Origin of the sequence: uncultured Sulfitobacter sp., from assembly GCF_947497275.1 — a bacterium.
Taxonomy (GTDB): domain Bacteria; phylum Pseudomonadota; class Alphaproteobacteria; order Rhodobacterales; family Rhodobacteraceae; genus Sulfitobacter.
In genome coordinates, this window is sequence record NZ_CANMFS010000016.1 from 1 (window position 1) to 12,759 (window position 12,759).

Sequence of the window (12,759 nt, forward strand, 5' to 3'; positions counted from 1 at the left end):
TGCCAATCCTCCCGTTCACTACAGGAATTGAATCAGCGACTTGCCCTCGGATCAAGGAATAGTTTTTCAACAAAATCTCCGCTCTCCCGACCTTCATTCGCCGACAATGCTACAAGATGGACGATTGGCCGGTTTGGTGGAGCTTCACCGCAGCGCTCGGCCTCGAGGCGAACGGCAGGTCAAGACCGAAAGCTGCGAAGACCACTTTTCAATCATCCTTGATATTGCTCTCTTTATCAGAGGGCGGCTTTTGCAAGGCAGCCAAACGCTCCAGCGGGGCGGATTCGACGACCCGTTTCACGAGCTCCATATCAAGCCCAGTGCTTCTTGCTGATTGTTGGTAGGCACGCCATGATACAAATAAGGCTACGCAGCAGGCGATTATGCTCATGATTGATACGATTGCTTGGGGGCTCAGGAAAGTGTAAGTCTGTTCTGAGCCGTATACATGGTAATTTGCGATGTCGCCTTTCAGAATTACGCTGAGGTCAAGCATCGTTCAGCCCTGTAAAAAATCGATCTGTGCGCTTGGACTTCAGACGGGGTGAGCATAAGGGCGTTTGCGAGACCTACCCTGCCATGTAGCATTGAGCTCAGTTCTTGCTGACTTGCAGTATCGCTCACACGATACCATCGGGTCGAAGTACGGGCCCAAGCACCCTCTGTGTCCAACCCACAAAGTCGAGACGTATTAATGAACTTACCGCGCAGTGCCGGGTGCCCAACCTGCGCGCCGACTAGGATCGCGCCCCCGTATTCTGGATCGAGAATGGCGGACCACGGGGAGACGGTTGGCGCTAGATCAAATTCGGCAGGAGATAGCCACAATTTGCCACGCTCGAGAGAACGCCGCGACATGCGTGCTCGACTATCAGCCTCTTCCTGCACGACGCCCAATTCTCTATTGGGAGACTAAGCCTTTCGCCCACGTCGACATACGGCATCCCCGGAGTAAGTTGTCCGAGCGCCTCATGAATTTTGGGTGGGATGGAGTCGGCTACCACGTAGGAAGCGCCATCAGTAGCTGTGATTACGAGTGGATCGCATCGTTATATGGTCTCAAGAAGCATGAGGTCAGCAGCATTAGGATCTACCCTGGCTCTCCCAAATGCCCGCGTCGATCAAATATTGGCTTTCTGACCGAAGGAACTCACGACAATATCCCACGCTCACGTTCCGGACGTCGGTTCGCCCAACCATGGTGCGCAGCCGGCGATGTGAATGTCCAAAAAACCAAGCGGCGGGAGCAAACCTGCCAATAAGGTCTGATAGGTCAGAGTGGAATGCGAGTGTCAGACCATCCACAGGCCCTGCGACCGACAAATGCGGCCCGTGATGGGTCGCGACAACCGTGCAACCTGTCTCCCCGCCAGGGTGGGTGGACATCAACCTGCTCTCAAGCCATTCACGATGTTCGCGGTGAGCGGCAAGCGGCAAGCGTGTCCGCAGGCTCTATTTCCCTCGCTGAAGATTGCCACGTGATCCCGCCCCCCTCATCCGAACCTGCGGGGGGATCAACCCATATATGGGAGTAGTCCCGCATGACGCTTCCAGCGATGGCCATCGCTGTTTCAGTATCCCTCAATAGATCAAAGTCCGTCCACACCGTGCAACATAGGATGCGGGTGTCGCCGTGGTGCAATTCTTCTTTCTGCACGTAATGTGCGCCGACAGAACGTGTGTGTTTAGCAAGGAGCTGGTCATCCGAAAGAGTGCCGCCGTAATAGTCATGGTTTCCGGGCATCACATAGATGCGTTCTGGCGGTACATGCGGCGTCAGTTGGGCAAGCCCCGGATCCACCTAGGCGCAGGTCCATCCGTGAGATCCCCGGCTATGATTAGCGCATCGAGCGTGTCGTTCACGATGGCATGCAGGTCCAAAATGCCTGTGGCGGACCCCGTCATTCGATGATTTGGTTCAGGCTCCTGACAACCCTCTCGGCAGGCAGCGAAAAGTCCACCTCGATGGATAGACCTTCGCGGTTGAAGTCATCCAACACATTCAGCCCAAAGCCCCAGCTGCGCTTGCTCGCCATCAGACGCTCAAGCCAATGCGCGATCTCTTCGTTCTCGTCGCTCAAAACGGAGCTATAGCGATAGCACGTCTCGCTGATCTAAACGTCCGGCATGCAAGTGCGATGCTGACCCCATTCTGCACGACCGCATTCATGGCCATCTCTCGCCTTCGAAACGGCCTTAACGCTTTTTTCCAAGAGCCTCCTTCAGCAGGTCGTTCTGCATACTCATCTCAGCATACATGCGCTTCAGTCGACGGTTCTCTTCGGCCATATCCCTCATCTCTGACATCAAAGACGAAAGACGCATCCATTCCGCCGAACTTCGCACGCCACTTGTAAAAGCTGGCGTTGCTCACCCCATGCTCGCGGCATAGCTCAGCGACCGGCACGCCACCCTCCGCCTGCTTCAGGATCGACATGATCTGCGCATCGCTAAATCGTCCGTTCTTCATCGTAAATGTCCTCAGTCATCTTGCCGAGAAAACTCTACCTTTGAACACCACTACTTTTAGGGGGATTACCAAACCGGGTCCGCCCCTATTGCCGGGAGGCTTATCGGCAGCCCTGCGATTTGGCGTGACGTATTCCATGCGATGGGAGCTTTGAAAAACACAGACCTGTCGGGCGACACGCGGCGGGTCTGTGGCACCGTTCGGGAAACTGATGTAGTCGAGCGTGGATTAGGCCGCCGTAATTCCGGGTCCTTCAATCCGTAAGCTGCCGAGGTCTCGGATGACAGACTATCCTGCCCATCGCCCCAGCCAGTTGCCATGGACCCAGCCTTTGCGGCGGGGATTGCCGTAATAGACGCCCCACCAGTTTCCTTTCTGGGCACACGGGCGAACGCCGTCACCGTTGTGAAGTTCGTCGATCTTGCGGTGATTCGTCCCCGGACCCGAGCGGACGGCCAGAAAGCCATCTCCGTTGGGTTGAAGACCTTGAACCGTGGCTCCGAGGCATCCGGCGGCCTGATCATCCTCAACAATCCGGAAATCAACATCCAGCTGTTGTGCTGACAGTGGCGTGCACGATAGCGCAATCATCGTGGTGACAACATACTTCATCATTATAATATCCTCCTTTTGAAATCCGAAGCCACATTACACTTCCGGCTCATCACCTACAACAATGTTGCCCGCCGGGGGCTTGGTGGTGGGTCTGGCATGTCCATGTTCAAGTGCCCGATTGTTCTGATGCTGTGGACTGCCTTTGCGGGCGCGAGGCCCGTACCGGACGGAATGCGCCAAATTTGGCAGCGGGTGTTAAACAGGTGCTTTGGTCCGTTTATTGTTGAGACAAAAACACCACCCGTTGTAGGCTTGGCCCGAACACGTTCCACCGAGAACACCGCAGCGCCTTGTACGGCAAAGGAAATTCCCATGACAACCGCGCTTGTTACCGGATCCTCCGGCTTTATCGGATACTTCGTCTGCCGCGCGCTGCTCGACGAGGGATGGCAGGTTGTCGGTGTCGACAGCATGAACGACTACTATGACGTGAACCTGAAGCAGGCCCGGCTTGACCGGCTGACCCCCTCCGCTGAATTCACACAAACCAAGGCAACGATCGAAACCCCCGGTCTGCTTCTGGACCTGTTTGACCGGTATCGGCCCGACGTGGTTGTCCACCTCGCGGCGCAGGCGGGGGTTCGGTATTCGATAGAGAACCCGGCGGCCTATTTCGAGGCAAATCTCGGCGGCACGTTCCAACTGCTCGAAGCCGCCCGCGCGCATCCGCCGCGCCACATGGTGATGGCATCGAGTTCATCGGCCTACGGCGCCAATACGCAGATGCCGTACCACGAGAACATGAAGGCGGATCACCAGATGTCGCTTTATGCCGCGACCAAGAAAGCGACCGAGAACATTGCGCACAGCTACGCGCATCTGTTCGGGTTGCCGATCACGATGTTTCGTTTTTTCACGGTCTACGGTCCATGGGGCCGGCCCGACATGGCACCGCACAAGTTTACGTCGGCCATCCTCGAAGGCCGCGAGATCAGTGTCTATAACCATGGGGATATGCGGCGCGACTTTACCTATATTGCCGATCTGGTGCAGGCGGTCCGACTGCTCGTCGACGCGGTACCCAACCATACCACCCAACACGGCAGCATCGCGGGCGACAGCCTGTCACCCGTCGCGCCATTCCGTGTGGTCAATATCGGCAATTCCGACACCGTGCCGCTGCTCGATTTCATCGCGGCCATCGAAGAGGCGACGGGCAAGACCGCGAAACAGAAACTCATGCCGATGCAGCCGGGGGACGTACCGGCCACCTGGGCGGACGCGAGCCTGCTGAAAGCCCTGACAGGCTATGTCCCGCAAACGGATGTGGCATCGGGCGTGGCGCAGTTCGTCGCATGGTACCGTGAATATTACAAGATATAGCGACCGGACCCGACCCTGTGAAATGCCGTTGGCCGTGCCGTGCCAGCCGGAGCGTCAGGCCCCCTTCGGCGATCCGCGCCTTACCGCGCTACGCGAAAGTCGATAGCGCAATCATGCAACCGGTCCGCCCGAGGATTTCGCATATCTGCCAGCCAGCGATTGACACAAACCCCGTCGGGGCGTGATACTCAACCGCATTTAAGGTGGGTCCAGGCGGGTATTGTTCCGCGCTGGTTTTTTCAAAGACGACTTATTGGAAGGTGGCTCGAACGTGCAGTATCGAGCGGAAATAGACGGTTTGCGTGCGCTCGCGGTGGTGCCGGTGATGCTGTTCCACGCCGACGTTGCGCTGTTTGGTGGCGGATTCGTCGGTGTCGATGTGTTCTTCGTCATCTCCGGCTATCTGATCACCACTCTCATCGCGCAGGATCTTTCGCGGGGCCGGTTCAGCATAGTCGACTTTTACCAGCGCCGCGCGCGGCGCATCCTGCCCGCGCTCTGCGTCGTTGTCCTTGCTACCGTGCCTTTCGCGTGGGCGATCCTGCTGCCGCGCGATCTGCTGGATTTCGCACAGAGCGTGCTGGCTACTGCAACGTTCTCCTCCAACATCCTGTTCTGGAGAGAAAGCGGCTATTTCGGAACGCAGGCGGATCTTAAACCGCTTCTTCACACCTGGAGCCTTGCGGTCGAAGAGCAATACTACATTCTCTTTCCCCTCTTCATGGTGGCGGTCTGGTGGCGGGGCCTGCGCGCGGTGGCGCTTGCGCTGACGGTGCTATTCGCGGTCAGCTTCGCGGGATCAGTCTGGGGGTCATCGGTCAAGCCATCGGCGGCCTTCTACCTTCTGCCAAGCCGGGGGTGGGAGCTTCTTGCCGGTGCCTTTGCCGCGCTCTGGCTTGGCAGCCGCGAAATGCGTACCTACCCGATCTCGGGCGCGCTGGCGCTGGCTGGGATCGGCATGATTGTCCTTGCGGTCTTTGCTTTCGACGCGACCACCCCGTTTCCGGGGATTGCCGCGCTCTTGCCCGTCATGGGCAGCGTGATGATTGTTCTGTTTGCGGGACCCGCAACATGGGTGGGGCGCGTACTGGCGTGGCGTCCGCTCGTCGGAATCGGACTAATTTCCTACAGCGCCTATCTGTGGCACCAGCCGATCCTGGCACTGGTGAAGTACCGTACTATTGATCACCTGGGTCCTGTGGCGGTGACGGCGTGCCTGATGCTGACCCTCGCGCTGGCTTGGGCCAGCTGGGCCTGGGTGGAGCGGCCGTTCCGCGACCGGGGCCGTCTGCCGGGTACCCGCGTGCTTTGGGCCGGAGGGGCGTTATTGGCCGCGATGGCGGTCGTTGGCGCGGTCGGAACGTGGCAGCCATTTGGCATCGGCGGCAGCGTCCGTCCGGCGCTATATACCTCTGACGTGCGTGTGGGTTTGCGCAACATGGACCAGTTCGCGCAGGGGATCGAGGGCCCGAGTATCGTGATCTGGGGCGACAGCTTCGCCGATGCGCTGACGCTCACACTTGGCACGCATTTGAATGACGCGGATTTGCCGATGCACGGGTTGATCAAACGTTCCTGCCCCTCGTTGTTGGGCACGCAGCGCAACGACGCCCAGCGCCTTGGCCGGGATTTTGCCGCCGATTGCGAGCGGCACAACACCGCCGCACTTGCCCGGCTTGACGAACTACAACCGTCGCACGTGGTTCTGACTTCGGCCTATTCGTGGTATATGGCCGCCCGCAACGATGCGGATGAACCCATCCTGCGCGCGCCGGACGCGCCGGATACGCCCGCCGGACAGGTTGTCGCCGACAGCCTCGTGCACACCGCCATGCGGATCAGCGACCTCGGAATCGTGCCGGTCGTCGTCTTGCCGCACCCGATGGTCGAAAGGTTCAATGAAATCGTTCGGACCGGCGCCTATCGCCGCGACCCCGTCACGGTGGACAGCGAGGCCGCCCGACGTGATGCGGATTTTCTGGCCGACCGGCTCGACACCGCCCTGGGCGATACGGTCACAGTGGTTCATGCTGCCGATCTGCTCTGTGCACCGGACACGCCCGCCTGCCCTGTGTTTTCACCTGAAGGTAAAACTCCGTTTCTGTGGTACGATGGCCAGCATCTTTCACAGTTCGGTGCAAAGCGTATCGCGCCGTCGATCGTGACCGCGATCAGGGCGCGCCCCGCCCTGCCGGACAGTTTCGAAGGCCGCTCCGGTGACACCTCGCGGCGCAGTCAAAACATGGAGTAACCCGCAGCGGCCTCGGCGGGCGGATTTCTAGTCATATGCCCGTTCACGCTGCCGCCCCCGTATCTGGCGCATGAGGCCCAACGCACCGATCCAGAGCAACATGTGAAACAGCACGAAAGGCTTGTAGAAATCCGCCTCGGCAAAGATGCGGATGGTGACGGCGGCGCTCTGGCACAGAAAGAAAATTGCCGGCATCGTGCCCAGCGTCAGCGCGCCGCGCACCGTCCAACCGAGCGCCCAGACCATCGCCAGAAGCGTCATGCCAAGCCCGATCAGCCCCTGATGCACTGCGATCTCGTAAAAGCTGTTGTGAAAATTGAAGGTGGTGCGCGAGCCCTTGTAGAATTCGGCGTGGATCTTTCGAACCAGCGGAGAGTCTTCGTAGCGCCAGAATCCACCGGACCCGACACCCAGATACGGCTCCTCGCGGATCTGGTCTTCGGCATAGTTCCACAGCACCGTGCGTCCCGTCAGCGACCGGTCTTTGCCAAGCGCGTCCAGGACGGAGCCGATCACATCGCCAAGCGGATCGGCCAGCACCCAGGCCGCCAGGGCACTGATCACCGCCAAGGCGATGCAGATCGCGGCGAGCCGCAGCGGACGCAACCACTGGCCCAGCAGAACCAGCGCCGCCACCAGCATCCCGCCCCCCGTGGCGACTGCCAGCACCAGAGCGGTTGCGGATTGGCTTTTGACGATGAGGAACAGACTGAGCGCCGCAAGCGCCATGCCGATGGCACGGATCAAGCGCGGCGCGCCGCCGTCCAGGGTAACGGCCACGGCCACGGCCCACAGGATCACCATGTTCGTACCCAGCATGTTCTTGTGCGGGAACAGACCCGGCACCATCTTTCCCGTTCCCAGCCCATAGAGCAGATTGAGCACCGCAACCGTGCCCGTCGCGGCAAGCACCGCATAGAGGATCTGCCGCGGCTCCAACGACAGCACGATCACATAGCAGATCACCATGGTCAGCATCAGATAAACCGACGTCTTGAACGCGATCAGCGGCTCCACCGCCCAGAGCGGCGAGATCACACACCACAGGGGCAACATCATGATCGGCAGTGAACGCGCCATGAGCCATGCGATCTCGTCCCGGCGCTGCCACGCGCGCAGCGCAAAATAGAGAGCGAGCGGATACAGCAAAAGCTCATCTCCGCGAAACTGCACGAACGTCACGAGGAACCACAATGTCATCGCGACAACGTCGCAACGCCTTGCCGTGATCCTTAGACGCAGACCTCCGTTTGCCGCGACCCCGTCGAGGTAGTCTGCATGAATTTCGGTCGTGCTCATCATAAGCTTCTTTTCGTTCGAGGGGTCTGGCAGGTTGTTGGCGACGTGGCCGTCTTCTGTTGTATACCCTAGAAAGTGATTTTTTCTATCCGGTCACGTTGCACCTTTCTTGATCAGGCGCGGCGGATCTTTTCAAAAGGGCATTTCAGTATGATCGCCAGAGTGTTTTTTCCCGCCGCCCTCCGGCTCATTTACCGATGTTGATCGACGGGCATGTGCATCTTTATCCCGATGTCGACCGGCACGCGTTCTTTTCGACCGCAGCGGCCAACCTGACCATGGCCGGAAAACAGGCGGGGGTGGATCCTGGCCCCTGCGTGCTTTTGATGGCGGAAACACCGCAAGAAACCTCGTTTGATGATCTGACGGCCGGGCGCGGCGTGCCGACGGGGTGGCAAGCGGCGGTTCTGCCCGGTGGTCCGCCCGCGATCCGAATGGAGGGGCCAGAGGCGCAGGTGGTGGTGTTGATACCGGGCCGCCAGATCATCACGAAGGAACGGATCGAAGTAATCGCGGTCGGATATCGCGGTACTGCGCTGGACGACCGATCGCTGGACCACGTGCTTGCGACTCTGCGCGCCGAACAGCGGCCCGCGATTCTACCCTGGGGGGCGGGCAAGTGGCTGGGCGGACGCGGTGCACGGATCGCGGCGCTGGTGTCGGGCGGACTGCCAAAGGGGGTTTTCCTGGGCGACAACGGCGGGCGGCCCGTGGGGTGGCCAGCGCCCGGGGTCTTTCGCGCCGCCGGTCCCGTGTTGCCGGGCAGCGATCCGCTGCCGGTCCCGGGCGGCTGGCGCGATGTCGGGCGCTACGGCTTTTTTCTACCCGGTGTTATCGACCCGGCGCACCCGACACGCGCGGTCATCACCGCACTGCTGACGCTTACGCAGCAGCCCACGGTCATCGGTCGGCGCATCAGCATGCCTGCGTTCGCTCTCCGTCAGATCCGGCTGCGCGCGTCATGAGCGGGCTGCAGCGCGCTTCGCTCGACACGCTGACGGCGCGGCCCTATGACGTTCTGGTGGTGGGCGGCGGGATCTATGGCGCAATGGCTGCGCGCGAGGCGGGCCTGCGTGGATACCGTACCGCGTTGGTTGAGCGGGACGACTTCGGCGCGGGCACCTCATTCAATTCTCTCAAGATCATGCATGGCGGTATTCGCTATGTTCAGCATCTCGACGTTCTGCGATTGCGGGCATCCGCACGCGAACGGGCGTTTTGGCGTCATGCAGCGCCTGATCTGGTCGCGCCGCTGGATTTCATCATTCCGCTGACGGGATACGGGATCAACGGGCCGATTGCGTTTGGCGCGGCGGCAGCGCTTTATACCGGGCTGTCGGCGGGTCGACGCGGACCGGATTTCGGTGGTGCGGGCGTTATTGGCCCGGCTGCGGCTCGGGCCCATCTGGGTGCATTGGCACCTGCGGGCTTGACCGGCGGGGGCGTCTGGCGTGACGGACAGATCCGCGACGTCGGAAGGTTGCAGATTTCCGTTCTGTCGGCAGCGGCGGCCCATGGGGTCGATATCGCCAATTACATGGCGGTGGATGGTTTTGTGCGCTGCGACGGTCGGGTCGAGGGCGCCACCGTGACCGACCGCCGCGGCGGCCAATCAGGTGAAATCGCGGCCCGTGTCGTTTTGTCATGCACGGGCGAGGCGGCCAGATCGTTGGCGGCACCGGTGGTGTCCACGGAAGCGCGCGGGCGCTTCCCGACATTTGCACGGGCTCTCAACATTGTCGTCGACCGGCAGATTGGCGACCGGGCGCTCGGGCTCACTGGTTTTGAGCGGTCGGATGCCGTTGTCGACCGGGGTGGTCGGATGTATTTCCTCACGCCTTGGGCCGGGTTGACCGTGATCGGCACCCACGAGGCACCGCAGCGCGGTCAGACGCCAGACACAGCCGTTACCGATTTTCTGGATATCCTGAACCGCGCCTGTCCGGATCTCGCGCTCGACCTCGGCGATGTACTGCACGTCTATGACGGTGTCATCCCGGCAGACGTTGACGATGACCGAACCCGCACCGTGCATCGTCAGACAGCGGGAACGTTTCTGGATCATGCCTCTGACGGGGCGGCGGGCCTGATCAGCGTGATCGGGGTGAAATACACCACAGCGCGCGCCATTGCTGTCCGCGCGATGGATATTGCAGAAACGCATCTGGGCGGCGGCGCGTCCGCTGGCGCCAGACAGCAAAGCCTGACGGAAAAGCTGCCTCCCGTTGCCAGTGCCGCAGTCGATCCCGACGACACGGTGGCGCTCGCTGCACGTATGGAACATGCGATGCGGCATGAGATGGCGATGACACTGAATGATGTCATCATGCGGCGGATGCCCCTTGTCGAGACCGGCGCGCTGTCCGGGCCGGTGGGACAGACACGTCACGCGGACCTCAGGCGGATCGCCAGGAGGCTGGGGTTGCCCGACGAATCGTCCATGATCTGACTTTGCTCGAAAAGGGCGCTTCGGTATCAAGCACTGCGCTGAGTCATCTCTATGGGAGAGCAGATACCGGAAACTTCAACTGACGGGTGAATATCCGACGCGAATTGAGGCGCTGGTGCGGCTTCTGCGCGGCAATTTTCTCGACATACTGCCTTCCCTAAGGTTAACATATCGTTACTGCCGCCGGATTTTTCCACTTCGCGTTTTGCGATTTCAAAACTCTGAATTCGGCATGTTTTACAAGATTCAATTTTAGAATTCCATTTTTTTTCAAGAACTTTTGTCCTAGGGGATGATCGATTATGCACTATATATCTGGCTTGTTCGAAAGCAGGGAACTCTATGCGTTCATAGATGACCCACATGTCAAACGCGGGTTCGACGCCATTTTCGCAGCCTGCGTCCTGGTCTTGATCCTGCCGCTGCTGGCTTTGATCGCCTTTGCCATCTTTGTGGTAAGCGGCGGTTCACCAATCTATTCACACAAGCGCGTCGGTCTCAATGGGCGGACCTTCGGCTGCCTGAAGTTTCGCTCCATGGTGTCGAATGCCGATGAAGCGTTGCAGAACCTGCTGGAAAAATGCCCGGAATCCGCACGCGAATGGCAGGCGCAGCGCAAGCTTCGGAACGACCCGCGCATTCTGCCCATCATCGGGCATTTTCTACGGCAGACCAGCCTCGACGAGTTGCCGCAGTTCATAAATATTCTGCGCGGAGACATGAGCGTCGTCGGCCCCCGACCTGTGGTGCACGACGAGCTGGAGAAATACGGGGCGAGACAGAGCCTGTATCTTTCCGTCCGTCCCGGTCTTACCGGTCCGTGGCAGATCGGCAACCGGTCGAACGACAGCTATGAGAACCGCGTGAAACTGGATGCGGACTATGTTTCGAACCGCAACATGGCTGTTGATCTTGGGATCATCCTATCCACAGCCCGGATGTTCGTGCGCGGTCGCAACCCCGACGCATTCTAGAACAATCTGCTGAAATGCCGGACAGATCCGTACAGTCCGTCCTGCCGGGATCACCCGTAGGGGTCGTCCCTGCCGTAAAAGACAACGGTTGATTTATCGAAGGAGGCTTGCTCACCGCGGCCTTCCCGAACGTCGTCGGATCGCAGATAAAGCCTGACTCCGGCGACAAGCAGACATGCAATTGCTCCGCCGATCCAGACCGCAAATCCCCATATCCACACCCCGCCACCAAGCAACATATACCCGGCAATCCCGAGCAACGATGCGCTTGAGTAGCCGATGACGAGAGTGCGGATCATAATACAGCCGGGTCCTTTCGCAGACTGGTCGTAGTATTCCGCAACACGCTCGAATGTCCACATACAATCTCCGGTTAGGACCGAAGTGGCGGTGATTAACCGTAATCTACCCCCGACCGGCGAACATACGCCTGCCGGCTGAATGAATTTCTCCAAGTTGCAGGATGATACCAATCGGCGCTATAGCCCCGGACGCAGGCAGCGATACCACCAGAGCGCGACGATAAGAAGCCCGATCTGCGACAGGATCGCACGCCAGCCGGGGCTGTGGAAAAAGATATCTTCGACCGCCACGGTACCGTGCGCGACAAAAACGCCGCGCAGGGATACGACCTGCGCGTCTTGCAGCAAGCGACCCCGCAAACCGAAGGTTTCGCCGGTCCAGGCCTGGATCTGCATGGCACCATCTGGCGCTGCCTGCACCGGGGCGCGGTCGAATTCGATCGGCTGTCCCACCCTTTGCGCGTCGGGGGCCAGGGTTGCCGTCTGGTGCAGATCGGCCCGCTGCGCCACGGGCACAAGAAGGGCCGGCAGGACCAGCCAGACAAGTATCAGCGCGGCCGCCGACAGGGGCCGTATTGCGGGGCGCAGGACCGGCCCGCCTCGTACCGGCGTAACAGTCCGGAACGCGTGCACCGCAATGCCCGCCCCCAGAACGGACAGGCCCAAGCTGATCGAACTTTCGGGCCAATAGAGCCCGAAATTGAGCAGATCCCACGAGAAAGGCGCAAACAGCAGCACCCCGTTGGCCCATTTGGTCTGCGTCGCGTCCAACAGCAGATGAAGCACGACCCCAAGAGCCAGAATCGCGAAGGTTTGCGCCGGGCGGCGCGACAGAAACGCCAGCGCCACGCCCAATATCAGTGTCACGATGAGGCTGCTTTGCACCGCAGTATAAAGGCGCAGCGGAATCGCCGGAAACTCCGGCGCGAGACCGGCCACCGCCCGCTGCGCGATCCACGGAATGTCCGGCAGGACGCAACCGGCAAGTATCCATTTGAAATCCGCCCCCCGCAGGAGTCCCCGGCTTATGAGGGTCTGAACGGCGATATGGGCAATCGTGTTCGGCATCCTCGGTA

11 protein-coding genes and 1 pseudogene are annotated in these 12,759 nt (G+C 60.1%); 5 read left to right on the forward strand and 7 right to left on the reverse strand.

Features of this window, described 5'->3' with window-relative positions; translation table 11 throughout:
- Positions 1 to 208 precede the first annotated feature (208 nt).
- The 4 genes and pseudogenes from Q1A06_RS19525 to Q1A06_RS19535 form a co-directional block, all read right to left on the reverse strand.
- On the reverse strand, positions 209 to 496 hold the full coding sequence (locus Q1A06_RS19525) for a hypothetical protein (RefSeq protein ID WP_299567637.1): 288 nt from the start codon (positions 494 to 496) through the stop codon (positions 209 to 211).
- A complete protein-coding gene (locus Q1A06_RS21110) occupies positions 478 to 858 on the reverse strand; it encodes a DUF6634 family protein (protein WP_366523551.1) in 381 nt (126 codons plus the stop codon). Before Q1A06_RS21110 ends, Q1A06_RS19525 begins: the two co-directional genes overlap by 19 nt.
- A gap of 1,046 nt (positions 859 to 1,904) precedes the next feature.
- Positions 1,905 to 2,470 (reverse strand): annotated as a pseudogene (locus Q1A06_RS19530) (transposase); the annotation flags it as partial.
- Between the two features lie 288 nt (positions 2,471 to 2,758).
- Positions 2,759 to 3,085: an SH3 domain-containing protein gene (locus Q1A06_RS19535; protein ID WP_299567639.1), complete on the reverse strand. Its 327-nt coding sequence runs from the start codon at positions 3,083 to 3,085 to the stop codon at positions 2,759 to 2,761.
- A 312-nt stretch (positions 3,086 to 3,397) separates the two neighbouring features.
- On the opposite strand from Q1A06_RS19535, the gene Q1A06_RS19540 reads away from it, so the two are divergent.
- Positions 3,398 to 4,408 carry an NAD-dependent epimerase/dehydratase family protein gene (locus Q1A06_RS19540; protein ID WP_299567641.1) on the forward strand — a complete coding sequence of 337 codons (1,011 nt, stop codon included), beginning with the start codon at positions 3,398 to 3,400 and terminating at the stop codon, positions 4,406 to 4,408.
- A 271-nt stretch (positions 4,409 to 4,679) separates the two neighbouring features.
- Positions 4,680 to 6,659: an acyltransferase family protein gene (locus tag Q1A06_RS19545; protein ID WP_299567643.1), complete on the forward strand. Its 1,980-nt coding sequence runs from the start codon at positions 4,680 to 4,682 to the stop codon at positions 6,657 to 6,659.
- Positions 6,660 to 6,686: 27 nt separating this feature from the next.
- Here the strand turns inward: Q1A06_RS19545 and Q1A06_RS19550 are convergent, their stop codons facing one another.
- Positions 6,687 to 7,961 (reverse strand): O-antigen ligase family protein, encoded by a 1,275-nt coding sequence (locus Q1A06_RS19550; RefSeq protein ID WP_299567645.1) that lies wholly within the window; start codon positions 7,959 to 7,961, stop codon positions 6,687 to 6,689.
- A 194-nt stretch (positions 7,962 to 8,155) separates the two neighbouring features.
- Here Q1A06_RS19550 and Q1A06_RS19555 point away from each other — a divergent pair, with 194 nt between their 5' ends.
- The 3 genes from Q1A06_RS19555 (at position 8,156) to Q1A06_RS19565 (ending at position 11,381) form a co-directional block, all read left to right on the forward strand.
- Positions 8,156 to 8,923: a hypothetical protein gene (locus Q1A06_RS19555; protein WP_299567647.1), complete on the forward strand. Its 768-nt coding sequence runs from the start codon at positions 8,156 to 8,158 to the stop codon at positions 8,921 to 8,923.
- Positions 8,920 to 10,407: an FAD-dependent oxidoreductase gene (locus tag Q1A06_RS19560; RefSeq protein WP_299567649.1), complete on the forward strand. Its 1,488-nt coding sequence runs from the start codon at positions 8,920 to 8,922 to the stop codon at positions 10,405 to 10,407. Before Q1A06_RS19555 ends, Q1A06_RS19560 begins: the two co-directional genes overlap by 4 nt.
- 302 nt (positions 10,408 to 10,709) lie before the next feature.
- Positions 10,710 to 11,381, forward strand: a complete 672-nt coding sequence (locus Q1A06_RS19565; RefSeq protein WP_299567651.1) for a sugar transferase — start codon at positions 10,710 to 10,712, stop codon at positions 11,379 to 11,381.
- A gap of 50 nt (positions 11,382 to 11,431) precedes the next feature.
- On the opposite strand, the gene Q1A06_RS19570 is transcribed toward Q1A06_RS19565, so the two are convergent.
- Both Q1A06_RS19570 and Q1A06_RS19575 read right to left on the reverse strand, forming a co-directional pair.
- Positions 11,432 to 11,680 (reverse strand): hypothetical protein, encoded by a 249-nt coding sequence (locus Q1A06_RS19570; protein ID WP_299567653.1) that lies wholly within the window; start codon positions 11,678 to 11,680, stop codon positions 11,432 to 11,434.
- Positions 11,681 to 11,860: 180 nt separating this feature from the next.
- Positions 11,861 to 12,751 (reverse strand): hypothetical protein, encoded by an 891-nt coding sequence (locus tag Q1A06_RS19575; protein WP_299567655.1) that lies wholly within the window; start codon positions 12,749 to 12,751, stop codon positions 11,861 to 11,863.
- Between the last annotated feature and the right edge of the window lie 8 nt (positions 12,752 to 12,759).